General features: G+C 61.9%; 20 protein-coding genes. 12 read left to right on the top strand and 8 right to left on the bottom strand.

Features of this window, described 5'->3' with window-relative positions; all coding sequences use genetic code 11:
* The first annotated feature begins 30 nt into the window (after positions 1-30).
* The gene (locus tag SKZ59_RS09730; protein WP_319991561.1) at positions 31-711 is read left to right on the top strand and encodes a DNA alkylation repair protein; all 681 of its coding nucleotides are present in this window, start codon (positions 31-33) and stop codon (positions 709-711) included.
* Here SKZ59_RS09730 and SKZ59_RS09725 read toward each other — a convergent pair.
* Positions 674-1,348, bottom strand: coding sequence for a TetR/AcrR family transcriptional regulator (locus SKZ59_RS09725; RefSeq protein WP_034756065.1), 675 nt, complete (start codon positions 1,346-1,348; stop codon positions 674-676). The two genes, SKZ59_RS09730 and SKZ59_RS09725, sit on opposite strands and share 38 nt — an antisense overlap.
* Before the next feature lie 107 nt (positions 1,349-1,455).
* Between SKZ59_RS09725 and SKZ59_RS09720 the strand changes: the two genes are divergently transcribed.
* Entirely contained in the window at positions 1,456-2,154 is a 699-nt protein-coding gene (locus SKZ59_RS09720; protein ID WP_413774539.1) for a DAPG hydrolase family protein, read from the top strand.
* A gap of 9 nt (positions 2,155-2,163) precedes the next feature.
* Here the strand turns inward: SKZ59_RS09720 and SKZ59_RS09715 are convergent, their stop codons facing one another.
* The gene (locus tag SKZ59_RS09715) at positions 2,164-3,057 is read right to left on the bottom strand and encodes a GNAT family N-acetyltransferase (RefSeq protein WP_319991560.1); all 894 of its coding nucleotides are present in this window, start codon (positions 3,055-3,057) and stop codon (positions 2,164-2,166) included.
* A gap of 153 nt (positions 3,058-3,210) precedes the next feature.
* On the opposite strand from SKZ59_RS09715, the gene SKZ59_RS09710 reads away from it, so the two are divergent.
* Positions 3,211-4,101, top strand: a complete 891-nt coding sequence (locus tag SKZ59_RS09710) for a neutral zinc metallopeptidase (protein WP_319991559.1) — start codon at positions 3,211-3,213, stop codon at positions 4,099-4,101.
* Between the two features lie 50 nt (positions 4,102-4,151).
* Here the strand turns inward: SKZ59_RS09710 and SKZ59_RS09705 are convergent, their stop codons facing one another.
* The 4 genes from SKZ59_RS09705 to SKZ59_RS09690 form a co-directional block, all read right to left on the bottom strand.
* The gene (locus SKZ59_RS09705) at positions 4,152-4,910 is read right to left on the bottom strand and encodes a substrate-binding periplasmic protein (protein WP_319991558.1); all 759 of its coding nucleotides are present in this window, start codon (positions 4,908-4,910) and stop codon (positions 4,152-4,154) included.
* A complete protein-coding gene (gene nadC, locus SKZ59_RS09700) occupies positions 4,910-5,776 on the bottom strand; it encodes a carboxylating nicotinate-nucleotide diphosphorylase (RefSeq protein ID WP_319991557.1) in 867 nt (288 codons plus the stop codon). Before nadC ends, SKZ59_RS09705 begins: the two co-directional genes overlap by 1 nt.
* Positions 5,773-6,906, bottom strand: a complete 1,134-nt coding sequence (gene nadA / locus SKZ59_RS09695; RefSeq protein WP_070302520.1) for a quinolinate synthase NadA — start codon at positions 6,904-6,906, stop codon at positions 5,773-5,775. The genes nadC and nadA overlap by 4 nt, the downstream gene beginning before the upstream one ends.
* Before the next feature lie 214 nt (positions 6,907-7,120).
* Positions 7,121-8,719, bottom strand: coding sequence for an ABC-F family ATPase (locus tag SKZ59_RS09690; protein WP_034756044.1), 1,599 nt, complete (start codon positions 8,717-8,719; stop codon positions 7,121-7,123).
* A 210-nt stretch (positions 8,720-8,929) separates the two neighbouring features.
* On the opposite strand from SKZ59_RS09690, the gene SKZ59_RS09685 reads away from it, so the two are divergent.
* The 3 genes from SKZ59_RS09685 to SKZ59_RS09675 all read left to right on the top strand — a co-directional run bounded on the left by SKZ59_RS09685 (position 8,930) and on the right by SKZ59_RS09675 (position 10,656).
* Entirely contained in the window at positions 8,930-9,478 is a 549-nt protein-coding gene (locus SKZ59_RS09685) for a DUF2939 domain-containing protein (protein WP_319991556.1), read from the top strand.
* Positions 9,479-9,490: 12 nt separating this feature from the next.
* A complete protein-coding gene (locus tag SKZ59_RS09680; protein WP_319991555.1) occupies positions 9,491-10,144 on the top strand; it encodes a hypothetical protein in 654 nt (217 codons plus the stop codon).
* Between the two features lie 65 nt (positions 10,145-10,209).
* Positions 10,210-10,656: a GNAT family N-acetyltransferase gene (locus SKZ59_RS09675; RefSeq protein ID WP_319991554.1), complete on the top strand. Its 447-nt coding sequence runs from the start codon at positions 10,210-10,212 to the stop codon at positions 10,654-10,656.
* A 69-nt stretch (positions 10,657-10,725) separates the two neighbouring features.
* Here the strand turns inward: SKZ59_RS09675 and SKZ59_RS09670 are convergent, their stop codons facing one another.
* Positions 10,726-11,418: a DUF3334 family protein gene (locus SKZ59_RS09670; protein WP_034756036.1), complete on the bottom strand. Its 693-nt coding sequence runs from the start codon at positions 11,416-11,418 to the stop codon at positions 10,726-10,728.
* A gap of 304 nt (positions 11,419-11,722) precedes the next feature.
* On the bottom strand, positions 11,723-11,980 hold the full coding sequence (locus tag SKZ59_RS09665) for a DUF1488 family protein (RefSeq protein WP_034756033.1): 258 nt from the start codon (positions 11,978-11,980) through the stop codon (positions 11,723-11,725).
* Between the two features lie 248 nt (positions 11,981-12,228).
* Here SKZ59_RS09665 and SKZ59_RS09660 point away from each other — a divergent pair, with 248 nt between their 5' ends.
* The 6 genes from SKZ59_RS09660 to SKZ59_RS09635 all read left to right on the top strand — a co-directional run bounded on the left by SKZ59_RS09660 (position 12,229) and on the right by SKZ59_RS09635 (position 17,680).
* Positions 12,229-13,902, top strand: coding sequence for a DUF6138 family protein (locus tag SKZ59_RS09660; protein WP_319991553.1), 1,674 nt, complete (start codon positions 12,229-12,231; stop codon positions 13,900-13,902).
* A 97-nt stretch (positions 13,903-13,999) separates the two neighbouring features.
* On the top strand, positions 14,000-14,680 hold the full coding sequence (locus SKZ59_RS09655; RefSeq protein WP_319991552.1) for a hypothetical protein: 681 nt from the start codon (positions 14,000-14,002) through the stop codon (positions 14,678-14,680).
* Between the two features lie 25 nt (positions 14,681-14,705).
* On the top strand, positions 14,706-15,038 hold the full coding sequence (locus tag SKZ59_RS09650) for a hypothetical protein (protein WP_319991551.1): 333 nt from the start codon (positions 14,706-14,708) through the stop codon (positions 15,036-15,038).
* A 104-nt stretch (positions 15,039-15,142) separates the two neighbouring features.
* Positions 15,143-15,778 carry a hypothetical protein gene (locus tag SKZ59_RS09645; RefSeq protein ID WP_319991550.1) on the top strand — a complete coding sequence of 212 codons (636 nt, stop codon included), beginning with the start codon at positions 15,143-15,145 and terminating at the stop codon, positions 15,776-15,778.
* 85 nt (positions 15,779-15,863) lie between these two features.
* Positions 15,864-16,715, top strand: a complete 852-nt coding sequence (locus SKZ59_RS09640) for an alpha/beta hydrolase (RefSeq protein WP_319991549.1) — start codon at positions 15,864-15,866, stop codon at positions 16,713-16,715.
* A gap of 110 nt (positions 16,716-16,825) precedes the next feature.
* Positions 16,826-17,680, top strand: coding sequence for an undecaprenyl-diphosphate phosphatase (locus SKZ59_RS09635; protein ID WP_319991548.1), 855 nt, complete (start codon positions 16,826-16,828; stop codon positions 17,678-17,680).
* Positions 17,681-17,728: the final 48 nt, after the last annotated feature.

The following is a 17,728-nucleotide window of genomic DNA, read 5'->3' as shown; positions in this document are numbered from 1 at the left end:
TTTTTTTACGTCTGAACATGGGAAAACAGCATGGACTTGCACACGGAATTAAAAATCGCACTCGAAGCTGCTGCCGAACCGGGCCGCGCGGCGCCCATGCAGGCGTATATGCGCGACCAGTTCGTTTTCCTGGGCGTTGCAGCGCCGCAGCGGCGACTGGCCGCCAGGGACTTGCTGGCGGGCTTGAAGGGCATCGATGCCGCGACCTTGCTCGAGCACGCGCAGCTGCTGTGGCAACAGCCGGAACGCGAATACCAGCACGTGGCGCTCGACATGCTGGCCCTGCACTGGCGCCAGCTGAACATCGCTCACCTCCCCGCCCTGCTGGCGTTGGCGCGCCAGCGGGCCTGGTGGGACAGCGTCGACGGCATGGCGGGCATCGTCGGCGAGGTGCTGCAGGCGGAGCACCAGCGCGGCGGCGACGGCCATGCGCACATGGATGACGCGCTGCTCCATGAAGACTTCTGGCTGCGCCGCATCGCCATGCTGCACCAGCTGGGCTGGCGCGCCGACACAGATGCCGGCTGGCTGTTCGGCGCGGCGCTGGCGCTGGCCCATGAAGACGAGTTTTTCATCCGCAAGGCCATCGGCTGGGCCCTGCGCGATTACGCGCGCCACGCGCCGGCAGAGGTGCTGTTTTTTGCAACGAAGCACCGCCAGCAACTGTCTGCGCTCAGCTACCGCGAGGCGTTGAAGCACCAGCCACGCTGAACGCCGACCCGCCCAGCAGACGCAGCACGGCGTCGATGCGCGGCGCGGCATCCCAGGCCGGCACGGACGCCAGCAAGCCCAGCGCCATCTGCCGCAGCGGCTCGGCAATCACCATGGCCAGCAGCAGGCCAGCCAGTTCAGGCGCATTGCTGATCGTCATGTGGCCGCGCGCGGCCTGGCGGCCCAGCCATTCGGCCAGCATCGCCGTGCCCCGCTCGATGCCGTTGCGCTGATACACGGCCAGCAAGTCCGCACGCGCGGGAAACTCCGTGCACAGCAGGCGGAACAGGCCCACAGCATCCGCCGTCAGCACGCGCGCCGCCATCGCCTGCAATATCTCTTTTAACAGAGGCAAGACGTCACCAGGCCCGGCCGCATCGTGCGCCATGGCAGGCAGGAACGCATCCGTCCAGCCGCGCACCACCAGGGCGACCAGTTCCTCGCGGTTGGCCGCGTATTGATACAGCGACTTCTTGGCCATGCCCGCGTGGCGCGCCACCGCTTCCATGGTCGTGGCCGCATAGCCTTCGTGCAGCAGCAGCCAGGTGGCCGCTTGCACAGCCGCCTCGCGCGCTTCCTCGGGCGGGCGCGCCGGACGGCCCCGTCCACGCACAGCCTTGCTCTCTTCTTCCTGCATGCCGGCTCCAAGCTTGATCGATGGGCAATTTTACACTGAAACATATTTAGGAAACGAAAATCGTTTCTTTAATATATAATTGGTCCACCCCAACAAAGGAGAACGATATGACGAAACATATGGAATTCCCATGGAGCATCATCAGCACGGGCGACTTGCTCGACCCGTTTCCCTTGCACCTGGAAACCGGCATCAAGCGCCTGGAAGACGGTTGTCTGCTGGTGGCGGCGCGCACGGAACTGCACGGCTGCAGCGGGCGCATGCTGGATTGGTGGTTTACGTTTTTCGAAACGACCCAGCACATCAAGTGGTGGCATCCGCACGACCACGTGGCACATCACGGCTGGAACAATGCGTGGAAAAAGGGAGAGAGTTACTATGGCGCCTCGATCGAGGCCGTGGAATCGCTGGGCGACATTCCGCCCGTGAAAGCCAAGCTGAAGTTCCATGATCCGAAGGAGGTATTTGATCCGGCGCAACTGCAGCAGGCCAAGGATAGCGGCACCCTGTCGGCTGCCATCTGCGCGCGCATCGGCTTTGGCGAGCACGTGCAACTGGACCCGCTGGGCGACCCGCTCGATGGCGAGATGCTGCATTTGACCCGTGATACGCCCACAGGTTGCGTGCTGCGCAGCCGCTTCTTGCTGGGCCGCAATAGCCTGGACCCCGTGCGCGACGTGCCCGACGTACTGGGCCTGAATTTGCTGCGCCATTGCTACAGCGAATTTACCTATCTGTCGCGCTTCCTGCCATCGCTGTATTACGGTGAGCATGCCAACGGGGAAAAGGCGCCGCTGCCCTGGTAAAACATGGTTTTACAACTGCTTGTGCATGCGCGCCAGCGGCAGCTTGATATCATCGGGCAAGTCCAGATGAAACTCTTCCGTCACGGCAAAGCCGCTGGCCAGATACAGCGGCACCCCGGGCAAGGTGGCGGCCAGTTCCAGGGCGGTAAAACCGGCGGCCAGCGCCTGGCGTTCGCAATGGCGCATCAGCATGCTGCCCAGGCCCTGGCGGGCGGCGCCTGGTTCGACAAAGAAGGCGCGGATGCGGCCCGGCTGGCTGGCCGGATCGAGCAGCGGATCCGGCCCGCTCTTGGCGCGGTCGGCGCCATACAGGGTGGCGCGCTGGCTCCAGCCGCCGCAAGCCAGCATGGCGCCATCGCGTTCGATCACGAAATACGTCCGGTCCGCCACGAGCTGCGTATCGACGCCGAACACGTGGCGCGTCACGGCCTCGGCCTGTTCCTGCGTATAAAACCCCGCGCTCAGCGCCACGCCGGAACGGGCGATCAGCGCATTCATTGCCGGCACATCGGCCGGCAGCACCACGCGCAAGCGCGTCAACGCGCCAAAGTTGAACCAGGCACGGCTGATGCGTCCCTGCTCCACCTCATACGTCGCCACCAGTTCCTGTGCCGACACGCCATCGTCCGTATCGCCATGGACGATTTCATGGTCGATCACCAGCTTGCCGCAGGCTATACGATTGAGCAACTGCGCCCGCGGCCGGCTTGCCGCGAAACGGGCCGTGAAACGGGGGCCGATCTGCGCGCCGCCCTGCGCCAGCAAGGTATCGGGGTGCTGGAATTGCTGCGCATCATCTGCGTAGATGGCCAGCAAGGCCGGCACGTCATGCGCGTTGTAGGCGTCCAGTTGCGCCTGGACCACCGCCGTTGGCGAAATGAGTGTATCGTTGGCAAGCGCCATGCGTGTACCTGTTGTGGAGTGGGTGGAAAGTTGCAAAGGGTAACATTGTCACCTCTTTCGCGACGCAGTTTACTGCGATAATAACAAGATTCGTCGCAAGAAACATATTCAGACGTCACCAATCAATCGCAAATCGCAGCAGGAGTAAATATCATGAAATGGGAAGGCAATCGCGAAAGCGACAATGTGGAAGATCGCCGTGGCGAAGATGGCGGCGGAGGCGGCGGTGGCGGCTTTGGTTTTGGCGGGCGCTCGATCGGCATTGGCACCATCGTCATCGCCCTCGTCGGCTCGTATGTACTGGGCGTCAATCCCTTGACCTTGCTCAATCTGCTCAGCGGCGGTGGCGGCCAGGTCAGCACCCAGCAAAGCCAGGTCCCGGCGCGCCAGCCACCCGAATCGGACGAGATGGCCCGCTTCGTGAAAACCGTGCTGGCCGATACGGAAGACACGTGGGGCGCCCTGTTCAAGGCCGAGGGCGGCAGCTATGTGAAACCCAAGCTGGTGCTGTTCTCGGGCAGTATCCCGACGGCCTGCGGCACGGGCCAGAGCGCCAGCGGGCCCTTCTACTGCCCCGGCGACCAGAAAGTCTATCTGGACCTCGATTTTTTCAACCTGATGCAGCAGCGTTTCAAGGTCTCGGGCGAATTCGCCGAAGCGTACGTGATCGCGCATGAAGTGGGCCACCACGTGCAAAACCTGATGGGCCTGTCGGAAAAGGTCGACAATGCGCGCCGCACGCAATCGGAGCGCCAGGCCAACGCCATGTCCGTGCGCCTGGAATTGCAGGCCGACTGCTTTGCCGGCGTATGGGCCTATCACGCGAATCAGGACCGCAAGATCCTCGAGCAGGGCGATGTGGAAGCGGCCCTGAAAGCGGCCACGGCCATCGGCGACGATGCGCTGCAGCGCCAGGCGCAAGGCCATGTCGTGCCGGACTCATTTACACACGGCACCTCGGAGCAGCGCGTACGCTGGTTTACCAAGGGCATCGAGAGCGGTCAGATTGCCCAGTGCAATACGTTCGAGGCACGCCAGTTGTAAATGATTCACGAGGACCCACGCATGCCGCCCTGCCGGCCGGCATGCGTCTATCAAGGCAAGCTGACGTCGTAGCGCTTGCCCAGTCTTTTCAGCTCGCCCGTCTCGATCAGGTTATTCAGTTCCTGGTCGAACTGCACACGCAGCTTGTCGAAAGTGGGCGAACGGGGGAAGGCAAAATAGCCGTTTTGCAGTTCGATGATTCTGGGCAGGGGTTTCACCTGGCGTCCATAGCCGAGGCGGGCGATGACGGGATCGGTATTGCGACGGTTGCTGACGAAGACGTCGACGTGATTGTGCACCAGCATCTTCAAGCCATTTTCCACGTTGTTGGCCACGCTGACCTGCAAGCCGGGCCGCACGCGCTCCCATTCCGCGCCATAGGCCCAGCCATTGAGCAGCACCACCCTGCGGTTCTTCAGCATCGCGTAGTCGCCGTCCCAGCTGAAGCTGGCGTTCTGGCGCGTATAAAAAACCATCTGGTCCTGGTAAAACGGCTTGTCGGAAAAGGCCATGCTGGCAATGCGCTCGGGCGTCTTGTAGGGACCGATCAAGATATCGGCCTGGCCCTGCACCAGCATGGCTTGCGCGCGCGCCCACGGCACCATGCGAAAACGCACGGTGTTACCCGTGCGTGCCGCCATCAGGCGCAGCAGTTCCGCGCCCAGTCCGCCATACTCGCCACCCTCCTGGTATTCGAACACGCGTTCGAACTGCGCGCCCACGGCCAGCAGCTCGCGTGCCTGCAGGGGCACGGCAAATGCCGGCCACAGCAGCGCCAAGGCCAGCAGGCGCCGCCCTGCTTTTTTCATCAGCCGACGATGCGCAAGGAGTAATCGGTGGCCCGCACATCCTTGGTCAGGCTGCCGATCGAGATGCGGTCCACGCCCGTTTCGGCAATGGCGCGCACGGTGTCGAAATTGATGCCGCCCGACGCTTCGAGCAAGGCGCGGCCACCGGTCAAGGCCACGGCTTCGCGCATCATGTCGTTGCTGAAGTTATCGAGCAAGACGGAGACAGCGCCCGCATCGAGCGCTTCGCGCAATTGCGCCAGGGTTTCCACCTCGATTTGCACGGGCACGCCCGCGTCGAGATTGCGCGCGTTTTCCAGGGCCTGGCTGACGCCGCCCGCGGCCGCGATATGGTTTTCCTTGATCAGGATGCCGTCGTACAGGGCCAGGCGCTGGTTCTTGCCGCCACCGACGCGCACCGCATACTTTTGCGCCAGGCGCAGGCCTGGCAAGGTCTTGCGCGTGTCGAGAATGGACGCTTTGGTGCCGGCGATCACGTCGACATACTGGCGCGTGGCCGTGGCCACGGCGGACAGCAGTTGCAGGAAATTGAGGGCGCTGCGCTCGGCCGTGAGCAAGGCGCGCGCCGGCGCTTCAATCGTGCAGACAACGCTGTCGGCCGTCATCATGTCGCCTTCGGCGTAATGCCAGGCAATGTCGATGCTGCGATCCAGGCTTTTCATGATGCCTTCGAACCACGGCGCGCCGCACAGCACGGCCGCTTCGCGCACGATCACACGGGCAGTGACGATGTGGTCGGACGGCACCAGCTCGCCCGTCAGGTCGCACTGGCCCACGTCTTCCAGCAAAGCAGCCAGCAAATTGCCTTCGAACGCGCGCGCCAGGGCCGGATCGAAAGGGGCGAAAGAATTAACGAGGGTACTCATGCTGGACCGATTCCTTGGAACAATGTGGTTTCTTTTGCCAGGTCCGCGCCCGGCTTGAGGCCCGCCTTCTTGGCGGTGGCGAAGTCGAGCATGCGGTTGATCGAGCGCACGGCAAGCTGGCCGACGGCAGGATCGACGTGGATTTCGTTGTGCATATTTTCCAGCGTCTGCGCCAGGTTCAGCAAGCCGTTCATGGCCATCCACGGGCAGTGCGCGCAGCTCTTGCAGGTGGCGCTGTTGCCGGCCGTGGGCGCTTCGATGAAACGTTTTCCTGGCGCGGCCGCGCGCATCTTGTGCAGGATGCCGTTGTCGGTGGCGACAATAAAAGTGTCCGTGTCCATGGTTTGCGCTGCCGCAATCATTTGCGACGTGGAACCCACCATGTCGGCCAGCGCCACCACGTTCGCGGGCGACTCCGGGTGCACGAGCACCTTGGCTTGCGGATACTCTTCCTTGAGCAGATCGAGTTCGATGCCCTTGAATTCGTCATGCACGAGGCAGCTACCCTGCCATAGCAGCATGTCGGCGCCCGTTTGCTTCTGGATGTAGGAACCCAGGTGCTTGTCAGGTGCCCACAGGATTTTCTTGCCCTGCGCATGCAGGTGGGCCACGATGTCGAGGCCGATGGACGAGGTCACCATCCAGTCCGCGCGCGCCTTGACGGCCGCGCTGGTGTTGGCGTACACCACCACCGTGCGGTCCGGATGGGCGTCGCAGAAGGCCGTGAATTCATCGACCGGGCAACCGAGGTCGAGCGAACAGGTCGCGTCGAGGTCGGGCATCAAGACGGTTTTCTCGGGACTGAGAATCTTTGCCGTTTCACCCATGAAACGCACGCCGGCCACGACGAGGGTCTTGGCCGGATGGTCGCGCCCGAAGCGGGCCATTTCCAGGGAATCGGAGACGCAGCCGCCCGTGGCTTCGGCCAGGTCTTGCAGGTCGGCATCAACGTAGTAGTGGGCAACGAGCACGGCTTCGCGCTCGATCAGCAGGCGCTTGATGCGCGTGATCAGTTCGGCTTTCTCGGCCGGGGACGGCGTCGCTGGCGTGCGTGCCCAGGCGTGGGCAGTGCAGCTGGCTCCGTCTTGTGGATGTTCGTACTCGACGGATTTGATGGCTAAAGTTTGCATGGCTGTGTCAAACAAAAACGGGATAGACCGGCACGATTGCAATAAAGCAGTTGCGCCGGAACGAATGGACCGCGGCGCGTCGGTGTGGTGCTGGGTGGCCTCGCTGGCCGGCATTGTCGGATTACGCTACGCTAATCCGACCTACATGGCCTGCCTACTAGCGTAGGTCGGATTAGCGCACAGCGCATAATCCGACACAACGTTACCCTACAAATTAATCAATACCCTGGCTCTTCAAATAGTCTTCGTAATTGCCACGGTAATCAACCACTTCATCTTCCTTGATCTCGATGATGCGGTTGGCCAGCGAAGAAACGAATTCGCGGTCATGCGACACGAAGATCAGGGTGCCCGCGTATTTTTCCAGCGCGATGTTCAGGGATTCGATCGATTCCATGTCCATGTGGTTGGTCGGTTCATCGAGCATCAGCACGTTGTGGCGGCCCAGCATCAGCTTGCCGTACATCATGCGGCCTTTTTCACCGCCGGACAGCACCTTGACGGCCTTCTTGACATCGTCGCCGCCGAACAGCAAGCGGCCCAGGATGGAACGCACGGCCTGGTCGTCGTCGCCCTCTTTCGTCCACTGGCCGATCCAGTCGGTCAGGTTCGTGTCCTTGGCGAAATCTTCCGTCGGGTCTTGCGGCATGTAGCCGACGTTGGCGTTTTCCGCCCACTTCACGCGGCCTTGATCAGGCTGCAAGCCGGCGATATCGCCAGCGATGCAGCGCAGCATGGTGGTCTTGCCGGCGCCGTTGGCGCCGATGATGGCAATGCGTTCGCCCGCCTCGACCATGATGGAAAAGTTCTTGAACAGCTGGCGATCGAAGCCTTTCGAGATGTTCTCGACTTCCACGGCCAGGCGGTGCAATTTCTTTTCGCCGTCGAAACGCACGAACGGATAGGCGCGCGACGATGGCTTGATGTCGTCGACCTTGATCTTTTCGATCTGCTTGGCGCGCGACGTCGCCTGGCGGGCCTTCGACTTGTTCGCGGCGAAGCGGCGCACGAATTCCTGCAGCTCGGCAACCTTGTCTTTCGCTTTCGCGTTGTTGGCCAGTTGCTGGTTGCGCGCCTGGGTCGAGGCGAACATGTATTCGTCGTAGTTGCCTGGATAAATCTTCAGGGTGCCGTAGTCCATGTCGGCCACGTGGGTGCACACCTGGTTCAGGAAGTGGCGATCATGGGAAATGATGATCATGGTGGAGTTGCGCTCGTTGAGCACGTCTTCCAGCCAGCGAATCGTGTTGATGTCCAGGTTATTCGTCGGCTCGTCGAGCAGCAGGATGTCCGGGTTCGAGAACAGCGCCTGCGCCAGCAGCACGCGCAGCTTCCAGCCTGGCGACACATTGCTCATCGGGCCTTGGTGCAGGTCGATGGCGACACCGGCGCCCAGCAGCAGTTCGCCGGCGCGCGATTCGGCCGTGTAGCCGTCGTATTCGGACACTTTTCCTTCCAGTTCGGCCGCCTGCATGTAGTCGTCGTCCGTCGCTTCCGGGTTCGCGTAGATCGCGTCGCGCTGCTGGATGGCGGCCCACATTTCCGTGTGGCCCATCATGACGACGTCGAGGACGCGCATGTCTTCAAACGCGAACTGATCCTGGCGCAGCTTGCCCAGGCGCTCATTGGTATCGAGCATGACGTTGCCGCCCGACGGGTCCAGGTCGCCGCCCAGGATCTTCATGAACGTCGACTTGCCGCAGCCGTTCGCGCCGATCAAACCATAGCGGTTGCCGTCGCCGAACTTGACGGAGATATTCTCAAACAATGGCTTGGCGCCAAACTGCATCGTAATATTTGCTGTAGATAGCATGTGATATTGGGTCTTTATTCAGTTAAAACAGCTAGTTAAATACTTTTCTCCCATTATACAGCACCCACCCTCATCACTCTATAGTGGTCCGCCGAGGGCGCCCCGAGTGCATGCGGAGAAATAATGGCAAGAAAATATGATTGCCGTATTTCCATTTAGCAGATACGCTGCGTGCCATCCATTTTCCACCCTCCACCTAGCAGGCTTCACTTGAAAAAAATCACCATTGCCGCGGCCGTGGCCATCGTTGCCATCGCCGCCACCGCCTATGCCTCGCCGTATTACGCCTTGCACCAGATCAAGGCTGCGCTGGCCGAGCGCAACGCCGAAGCCCTGGCCGAACACGTGGACTTCCCCGCCCTGCGCGCCAGCGTCAAGACGCAGCTGGAGGCCAGCATGGAGCGCAGCATCGCAGCGACCGCCGGCAGCGACAACCCGCTGGCCGCCCTGGGCCAGTCGATCGCCAGCGCCATGCTGGGCAAGATGGTCGACACCATGGTCTCGCCTGCCGGCGTCGTCGCGCTGGTCAACAAGAGCGCCGTCAGCCCGCAGGCGGATGCGAATACGAACGCGGATGCACCCGCCGACGGCGCGCAGAAAAAGGCCGGGTATTCGGCAGGCTATGCCGGCTTGAACACCTTCGTCGTGCGCGCGAAGGATGGTAATGCACAGGAAGGTGCGCTGGTCCTGCTGCGCCATGGCGTGTGGGGCTGGAAACTGAGTTCGATCGAGATTGCGTCGGCGATGGCTGCACGTTAACCGGGACATTTCATGCTGAAACACCCAGCTTTATCGCTGGCAATCGCCCTTGCCAGCGCCACGTCACTCGCCCATGCCCTCGATGGCACGGCCGGGAGCAGCCACTCTGTCGCCTCGCGCATGCGGGCGGAAACATCCAGTGCGGCCGATCCCGACGCGCCCGCGCCGCTGCCCGTGCCCAGCGACATCTCGCTGGCCGAACTGGAGCGCCGCCTGGCGCTGGGTCAGGCGCAGGCCGTTGAAAAACACTATACGAGCGCGCTCGATCCGGCAACGCTGACCGGCCTGGCGCGACAGATGGGATGCCAGGATATCGTCGGCGTGCAACCGTTCGGTTTCCCGCTGGACCAAACGCAGCCCACCGTCCTCAGCGGCGCCCACCTGCTGGCCCGCTGCCCGGACCGGGCCTACGTGACGATCACGGCGATGTCGATGGCGGGCAAGACGGGCAAGCGCGCCAGCATGGCGGCGCAATCGTTCAAGCAGACGGTGGATGGCAGGCCCGCGCGGCGCCTGTACTACAAGGCGCCCAACGGCCGCCAGAAGGAAACGCTGACCATCATTGATGGCAGCTATGCGTATGCGCTTGAGTACTGGTCGCTCGACGACAGCCAGCAAGGCGGCATGGTCGGCAAGCGCCGCATGGACACATTGACGTTGCAATAATAAGCGGGCGAAAATAGTCAAAATACTGTATATTTATACAGTTATTTACTATTTGCCTGCCCAGCATGCCTGCACACCCGCTCAGCGAATTACCCTACACCATCTGTGTCAGCGCCACGATCGACGCGGAGGTCGAACAAACCATCCTCGAGGGCTTGAACGCCTATAACGATGCGATCACGGGATACCAGGACAGGCAGGTATTGAGCGTGGTCGTGCGCGACCGCGACAGCCAGCGGGTGCTGGGCGGCGCCATGGGCCGGACCTCGCTGGGCCTGCTGTTTCTCGATTTGTTTTACTTGCCCGCCGCCTTGCGAGGCTTGGGCCTGGGCAGCCAGATACTGGGGCAGTTCGAAGAAGAAGGACGCCGGCGCGGCTGCGGCTCGGCGGTGCTGTACACCATCAGTTTCCAGGCGCCCGAATTTTACGAGCGCCGCGGCTGGCGCCGCTTCGGCGACATTGCCTGCAGCCCCGAAGGGACGAGCCGGGTGTTCATGAGCAAGACCTTGTAGGCTGTAAACAGCAATGGCTGGCGGCAAAACTGCCGCCAGCCATTGTCAACCACGGTCAACAAGCGCTGCTTACATGCCCAACGACTTGAGCAGGTCGGCGTTGTCGTCGTCTTCCGGTTCCGCCGCAGGTGCCGGGGCGGCGTTACGTTCGCGGTTCGCGAATTCGCCATCCATCAGCGAGTCGGCATCGACTTCGCGCGAATCGAAATCGTGCAGCTTGATGAACTCGGTACGGTCGATCGCCAGTTCCAGATAGAAAATATTGTTCTTTTCCGTGTAGAAAGTGACGCGGCGCATTTCCGGGCGGTCCAGCGGCGTGTCGACACTGAGCATCACCTGCTTGTTCAGCACCAGCATCTTCGGCTGGCTCTGGGTGATGTTCGTTTGCAGCTCGCGGCGTACCTTGCCCGTGAAGTCGCCCACGATCTGGTTCATCAGCTCGCCCATGATGTTCGACACTTCGTCCGATGTGTAGAAGCTGGCCAGCTCCGACTTCGGCATACCCATGTGCAACATGTAGCGCTCGTAGATTTCCATCGCCGTATCGGCGGCAAAATTGAGCACGACCAGGCCCGTGAAACCGCCATCGAACATCACGAAGCAGCCGATGTCCGGCTTCAGGCCCGTCTTGGTGATGCGCTGCACCATGCCTGAATAATTGACCTTGCTTTGTGTTGCAACGTTGAGCACCCGAACCACCGAGTTGCACAAACTCATCAACAAATCTTCTGTACCGTACACAACATCCTTTTCTGCATCCATGAGCAACCTCTCCTACTATTTTAAAGATGACAGCACTGTTCCCTGCCCGCCGCGAGCCGAAACACGACCGTTTCGCTCAGCAAGCGGACGACTTCACCTTTGCATGCCTGACCTTGCGTGGCAGCGCGCGCCGCGTTGCCGCCGGCCCGAACCGCCCTCTTACCTTTTTCTGTATAGAAATAAGTATCATGCGCAGAATACCGAGATGTAACATTTCCGTCCAGCCATACCTGCATTTACTTGACGATCTGTGCGGAAATACCATACCTGGCCAGGTCACGGGCATGGTCGCAGGAAAAAGTGACTAGAAATCAAGTGCGCGCAACACCACGCCGCTGACCAGCAGATCGCGGCTCAGGTAGGAGAAGGCACGCTGGCCGATGCGCAGGCGGTGGGTGTCGAAGATGGCCAGCAAGTCGCCGCCCTGCCCCTGGTCCAGGCTGTGCAATGCCGTGACGGTGATGCGGCACGTCTTTTCCGCCCCGAAGACGGACAAGTGGAAGCGGATGGCGTCACCCGCCTGCTCGAGCGCGATGCTGTCGCGGAGAATTTCATAGGGCATGGCCGGGCGGCTCCTGGCAAGGTTGTCGCGGCAATGGCGCAAGCTCGGCGCCATTTCCCGCTGGGAATACGCCGAGAATAGCGGCAAGGTGCGCAAGCTACCGTCTGCCACCGAACATAAGTGCATACCAGTAGTCGCTCGTGTGTGGCCCTTGTTGCAGCCAGGCATGGCACCTAAAATAGTGTTTTATATTAAACATGATCGTGACGGCAAGCGATGGCACCGTCGCCCACAATGCAAGGAAGTCAATGAGCACACTGTTAGAGCAGGCAACGGGGGAAATGATGGCAGCCGTAGAAGAGTGGTTTGTCGAGCGCCTGAAGCGCACCGACCTGGAAAGCGCCGTGAATCGCACCACCTTACAAATGGGCATCTTCAACGAGTTATTGCTCGACTACAAACCTGGACGCAGCATGGCCGACGATTTCCAGCTGGCCGATGCCGAGGATTTCGCACCAAGGAGGACGCCATCGCGCCTCGATGAAGCCGTCGTGCGCGACATCATCGCGCCCCAACTGGTTGCCATTGTGCTAGCGAAGCTGGAAACACTGGCGGACACGCCCCTGATCGACTACCGCTTCAACTTTCGCGGCAAATTCCAGACGGCACAGGGCATGCTGCACCTGAACCTGCTCGACTACGTCAACGAAGGCAAGCGCAAGACCCTGCTCGAGCGCATACACAGCTACGTCACGCAAAAACTTGAACACGGCAAGCGGCCAACGAAAAAGCTGGAAACCTTCTTCCTGTCGCGCCACCTGCTCGATCCCCAGCTGTTTCCGCAGCCCGATATCGGCTGGACGCTGGCGCAATTCGAACGCATCGAGCAGCTGAACAAATCACGCCCGCAGGCGCTGGCCGAACATCGCGGCGATATCATCCGGGCCGTGTCGGCCTGGGCGGAAAATCAATTCCTGCCGCAGTTCTATGATGTGCGGCAATCGAGCTACCGCAGCGCGGAATACAGCTTGAAGGCGGGCGCGGCGCCAGACGCGCAGGCGCTGGCGCCGATCGACCTGCTGCTGTATGGCGCCGTCATGATACTGCGGCACGAACCGAGCTATGCCAAATCGACAGGCCTCAAATTCCTGGAAATCGCGCGCGAACTGGGCAGCGAACGGGCCGTGCGCATGCTCAAGGAAGGCAGCGGCACCTTCCCCGATGCCGACATCCACGTGAAAAACGCGCTGCTGGAATGCCGCGCCAACGATGTGTTTGCCACGATCAGCATCACCATCACACAGGAAGAGGACGGCGCGTATGCGCAGGCGCTGGCCTTCATCACGCATCTGCTGCAAGCCGGTTTCCCGAAAAGCTACCAGATCAAGCTCAAATCCAAGGTCAAGGCATATTTGCCGATCAAGGGACTGGCCAAATCCGATACGCACCGATTCTTTGCCAACGCCCTCGCCCATGCGTCCCTGCGGCCGCAACTGGAAGCGTATGCGCGCGCCGCCATCGAGCAATTCGAATTCTATGCCGACACGGAAGGCGAAAAGAATTGCATGCCCGGCAGCTATGCCGTGTTTGGGCTGGGCTTGCTCGATGCCCGCTATTTCCCGCTCGTGCAGCACTACATGGCCAACGTCGACGAGGAACACCAGTCCGTGCAGGACCAGTTCACGGCGGCCTTTGCCGAACGACATGGCGTCACGCGCGACTCCGCCCCTGTGCTGGCGGCGTGCCTGCGCGCGTGCACGGATAACGCAAAGGTCAGGATCCAGGCGGAACTGGAGGATATCGAGAAACTGGAACTGTTCTGCCAGCAACTGCAAGGGCTGGACGGCTATCTGGTCGAGCACATGCTGTATCCGGTCTGGGGCAAGCTGGAAAAACTGGCGGCACTGGCGCGCAAGGCGCAAGGCCGGCGCAAGGAGCTGCTGCTGGCCTTGCTTGAAGCGGCCAGCAAGGCGCACGCCTGAAGTGTGCAACGTTATGACTTTCACCATCTATAATGCGGGCGCCGAAATTGCCGAAAAGCATCTTTTGGCGCCTGACATTGAATCATGGAGAAAACACATGCACAAGCCATTTCCTGCCGCCAGACTGCTGGCCGCCACCCTCGCCGCCGCGCTGATGCAGTCCGCCATGGCGGCTGAATCCACCGCCGTCGAACTGGCGCCGCTGGCCGTCGCCGACCTGTATATCAAGACCATCATCAACCAGGATGAAGCCAGCGTCGCCAAACTCAACGCCTACCTGCGCCCCACGCGCCTGGCGGGCCATCAAAGCGCCGAATACGCGTCGTACAGCGCCCTGAAGGCAGCGGACGCCCAGTTTCCAACGCAAACAGGCAAGCTGATCGCCGACCTGTTCCCCGCCGACATGCGCGCAGCCGTCACGCCGGCCGCCGAACTGCTGGCCGCCAATGTCATCGCCGCCAAGAATGGCGCCGTGTGCCAAGTCACCAAGGCGGACCCCGTGACGGTGCAAAACGGCATGCAAACGACGGCCGTCAGCTTCGAATGCCAGGTCGTCAAGGTGCCCGTGGCATGGGCGCCTGCCGCCCAGCAACTGGCGAAGAGCGGCTGCAAGGTCGAGCAATGCACGGCCGGCCTGCAAACGATCGCCGCAACCTACACGAGCTCGCCAAAGCAGACATGGCGCGCCGTGTTTGCCGTCAGCCGCGAAAAGAATTCGGAAGCCTGGCGCAACGATTTCGCGCGCGAAACCTTCGATGAAATCTGGGAATACCTGTAATTCTTCACGGAGCTATACACTGCCGATGGACAAGCCCAAACTGACCCCAGTCGCCCAACCCGCAGGCCAGGCCTTGCTGCGCATGCTCGCCCCCGAGCATGTGGAGGTCACGCTGGGCGCCCAAGTGCTGGCGCAAGATCTGCACGCCCTGTACGGCAAGCAATTGCTGGCGCTGCTGCGCCGGCTGCGCGCCGCCCAATCCAACCAGCAGCACTATGCGGGCGCCAGCGTCGAGCAGGCCGAACAGCTGTTCGGCGCCGCCATCGCCGCCGTCAAGGCCGAGCTGGCCACGCGCCCGCACATCCCCAACAAGCAGGAAGCCAAGGCCTTGCGCCAGGCGGCGGCAAAAAAGCGCTGACCGAGGCACAAGCCGGACGCCGGCAAGACCATCCCGTGCGCGCTTCCACTCCAGCCCCCTCCTATAATCGGAAGCTCTTCTGTTTCCGCTATTGAAAGACGCCCATGTCCACACGATCTTCCCGCCGCGTATTGAGCGCCCTTGCTTTCACCGGCCTGGCCGCCATGCAGGCGGCCCATGCCCAAGCTACCGGCCCCATCGACGCGCGCGCCGTCTGGCAGGAACGCTCGCTGTCGGCTTGCCGCAGCGAACAATCGCCGACGGCGCCCGACGTCTGCCTGCTGCGCACCATGCAGCGCAGCGGCGCGCGTCCGCAAGCCATCGCCGCCGCCAGGATGCTGGTGAAAGCAAACAAGGCGGGCTTCATCTCGGCCTGGCGTCCGCTGGGCAAGGCGGCCCTGGCCACCGTCACCTATCCGTTTCGCGCCAACACGAATGAAGGCACCTTGCTGATCGGCAGCGATGGCGCGGCCATCGACATCGACGAAGGTTCCGTGCGCGAGGAAGACCGCGCCACACGGGCCTGGCGCGCGTTTGCCGCCGCCCATCCGGACTCCGTCCCGTTTGCGCCCGCCGATTTCGTCGGCAGCACGGCCACCGACGATGGCGGCCAGCGCCTGCTGTTTTCCACGCCCCTGATGACCTGCCATGCCTGCGCCGAGGATGGCGCGCTGCTGGTTGGCTACACGGTCGACAAGGCCGGCATCGTGCGCGATCGGCAACTCTTGACGATCAAGTAATGCTGCCTCAAAGATAAGATAGAATCGCCCGATGGCATGTCCATACGAGTACATGCCATCGATCCAACTCTTATCACAGGAAAACATGCGCCGCCCCTGCCTTGCACTGCACCTCACCGCCGCCCTGCTGCTGTCCAGCCCCTTCCATCTCGCCACTGCCGCGCCCGCCGTTACCGCGGCCTCCAGCGCGGCTACGCCGCTCGTCATCGGTGAAAGTTTCAACATCGATTCGCAGGCGCTGCAGGAAAAGCGCCACATCAATGTGTACATGGCGCGTGCCTGGGATACTGCGCCCGATGCACCGCTGCCCGTGCTGTACATGCCGGACGGTGGCGTCGCGGAAGATTTCCTGCACGTGGCCGGCTTGCTGCAAGTGTCGGTAGCGAATGGAACGATGCGCCCCTTCATGCTGGTCGGCATGCAAAACACGCAGCGCCGGCGCAACTTGACGGGGCCGACGGACAGCGCGGAAGACCGCAAGATCGCTCCCGTGGTGGGCGGCGCGTCCGCCTACCGGGCCTTCATCCGCGATGAACTGATGCCGGAAATTGCGCGCCGCTACCGCACGACAGGCGAAACGGCCATCGTCGGCGAATCGCTGGCGGGCCTGTTCGTCGTGGAAACGTATCTGCTGGAACCGCAGCTGTTCGACCACTACCTGGCATTCGACCCCAGCCTGTGGTGGAATCGCGGCGCCCTGCCGCGCGAAGCGGCAGCCTTGCTGGCCAAGGGCAAGCCAGGCAAGCGCAGCCTGTACCTGGCGTCGAGCAGCGAGTCAGGCATCGCCATCGAAGTGCAGCGCCTGGCAGACGTGCTGGAGAAACAGGCGCCGTCGGGCTTGCAATGGCATGTGGAAAAGATGCCGGAAGAAACCCATGGCACGATCTATCACCCGGCAGCCCTGAAGGCTTTCCGCGCCGTGTTCAAACCGCAATAAGCGGCCGGGCAGCAAGACATGGACAAACTGTAATCTGGCGCAAGGGGCCAGCACGGGACCTGGCAGGTAAAATCGGCGGCCCTTCTTTCCCCGCCCGATTACCGATACCCATGAGTTTTCTTCAACTATTTATTCTTTCCATCGTCCAGGGCTTCGCCGAGCTGCTGCCCGTGTCCAGCTCCGCCCACGTCATCATGGCGGAAAAGCTGATGGGGCTGGATCCGACATCGCCGGAGCTGACCATGCTGCTGGTGATGCTGCACACGGGCACCATGTTCGCCGTCATCGTGTATTTCTGGGCATCCTGGCGCGCCACGTATTTCAGTTCGGCCAGCGCTTTTCGCAGCAATGTCCTGCTGCTCGCAGCGGCCACGGCCCTGACGGGCATCGTCGGCTTTGGCTTGCTGAAGGGTATTACGCACGTCATGAGCAAGGATGCGCCCGGCTTTGAAATCGAACACCTGTTCGGCAACGCGAAACTGATGGCCGCCGCGCTGGCCGCCGCCGGCGTACTGATCATTGTGTCCTCACGCCAGCAAGCGCGCCAGCATGGCACCTTGTCCATCGGCAAGGCGATGGTGATCGGCGCCGTGCAAGGCCTGTGCCTGCCCTTCCGGGGATTTTCCCGCTCGGGCGCGACCATTTCCGCCGGTATCGCCATGGGCGTGCCGCAGCGCCGCGCCGAGGAATTCAGCTTCGCCCTGGCCGTCGTGCTGACGCCGGCCGTGCTGGTCAAGGAAGGCTGGCGCTTTTACCAGGCCGTGGCAAATGGCAGCCTGGACCATCTGGAACACGGCAACAGCCTGCTGCATCTGCTCGGCCCCAGCCTGCTGGGCATGCTGCTGTCGTTCCTGGCCGGCTTGCTGGCCCTGCGCTGGCTGTCGCGCTGGCTGGAACAAGGACGCTGGCATTTCTTTGGCGCGTATTGCCTGCTGGCCTCCTTGGTGGTGCTGTACGTAGGGTAAAATCGCCGGGTTTATAGTTTGCAACTACCCATCCCAGCCAGGTTCTAC

This window comes from Janthinobacterium sp. GMG2, assembly GCF_033949445.1.
Lineage (GTDB): Bacteria > Pseudomonadota > Gammaproteobacteria > Burkholderiales > Burkholderiaceae_D > Janthinobacterium > Janthinobacterium aestuarii.
The sequence above is the reverse complement of the archived record's forward strand: the minus strand, read 5'-3'. Positions and strand labels throughout refer to the sequence as shown.

What these genes read in the sequence shown, in the direction of transcription:
- SKZ59_RS09725 (WP_034756065.1), bottom strand. Translation starts at nt 1,348, where the DNA reads ATGCAGGAAGAAGAGAGCAAGGCTGTGCGTGGACGGGGCCGTCCGGCG.
- SKZ59_RS09665 (WP_034756033.1), bottom strand. Translation starts at nt 11,980, where the DNA reads ATGCCCTATGAAATTCTCCGCGACAGCATCGCGCTCGAGCAGGCGGGT.
- SKZ59_RS09650 (WP_319991551.1), top strand. Translation starts at nt 14,706, where the DNA reads ATGGACAAGCCCAAACTGACCCCAGTCGCCCAACCCGCAGGCCAGGCC.
- SKZ59_RS09710 (WP_319991559.1), top strand. Translation starts at nt 3,211, where the DNA reads ATGAAATGGGAAGGCAATCGCGAAAGCGACAATGTGGAAGATCGCCGT.
- nadA (WP_070302520.1), bottom strand. Translation starts at nt 6,906, where the DNA reads ATGCAAACTTTAGCCATCAAATCCGTCGAGTACGAACATCCACAAGAC.
- SKZ59_RS09715 (WP_319991560.1), bottom strand. Translation starts at nt 3,057, where the DNA reads ATGGCGCTTGCCAACGATACACTCATTTCGCCAACGGCGGTGGTCCAG.
- SKZ59_RS09655 (WP_319991552.1), top strand. Translation starts at nt 14,000, where the DNA reads ATGCACAAGCCATTTCCTGCCGCCAGACTGCTGGCCGCCACCCTCGCC.
- SKZ59_RS09635 (WP_319991548.1), top strand. Translation starts at nt 16,826, where the DNA reads ATGAGTTTTCTTCAACTATTTATTCTTTCCATCGTCCAGGGCTTCGCC.
- SKZ59_RS09690 (WP_034756044.1), bottom strand. Translation starts at nt 8,719, where the DNA reads ATGCTATCTACAGCAAATATTACGATGCAGTTTGGCGCCAAGCCATTG.
- SKZ59_RS09730 (WP_319991561.1), top strand. Translation starts at nt 31, where the DNA reads ATGGACTTGCACACGGAATTAAAAATCGCACTCGAAGCTGCTGCCGAA.
- SKZ59_RS09640 (WP_319991549.1), top strand. Translation starts at nt 15,864, where the DNA reads ATGCGCCGCCCCTGCCTTGCACTGCACCTCACCGCCGCCCTGCTGCTG.
- nadC (WP_319991557.1), bottom strand. Translation starts at nt 5,776, where the DNA reads ATGAGTACCCTCGTTAATTCTTTCGCCCCTTTCGATCCGGCCCTGGCG.
- SKZ59_RS09705 (WP_319991558.1), bottom strand. Translation starts at nt 4,910, where the DNA reads ATGAAAAAAGCAGGGCGGCGCCTGCTGGCCTTGGCGCTGCTGTGGCCG.
- SKZ59_RS09675 (WP_319991554.1), top strand. Translation starts at nt 10,210, where the DNA reads ATGCCTGCACACCCGCTCAGCGAATTACCCTACACCATCTGTGTCAGC.
- SKZ59_RS09660 (WP_319991553.1), top strand. Translation starts at nt 12,229, where the DNA reads ATGAGCACACTGTTAGAGCAGGCAACGGGGGAAATGATGGCAGCCGTA.
- SKZ59_RS09645 (WP_319991550.1), top strand. Translation starts at nt 15,143, where the DNA reads ATGTCCACACGATCTTCCCGCCGCGTATTGAGCGCCCTTGCTTTCACC.
- SKZ59_RS09670 (WP_034756036.1), bottom strand. Translation starts at nt 11,418, where the DNA reads ATGGATGCAGAAAAGGATGTTGTGTACGGTACAGAAGATTTGTTGATG.
- SKZ59_RS09680 (WP_319991555.1), top strand. Translation starts at nt 9,491, where the DNA reads ATGCTGAAACACCCAGCTTTATCGCTGGCAATCGCCCTTGCCAGCGCC.
- SKZ59_RS09720 (WP_413774539.1), top strand. Translation starts at nt 1,456, where the DNA reads ATGACGAAACATATGGAATTCCCATGGAGCATCATCAGCACGGGCGAC.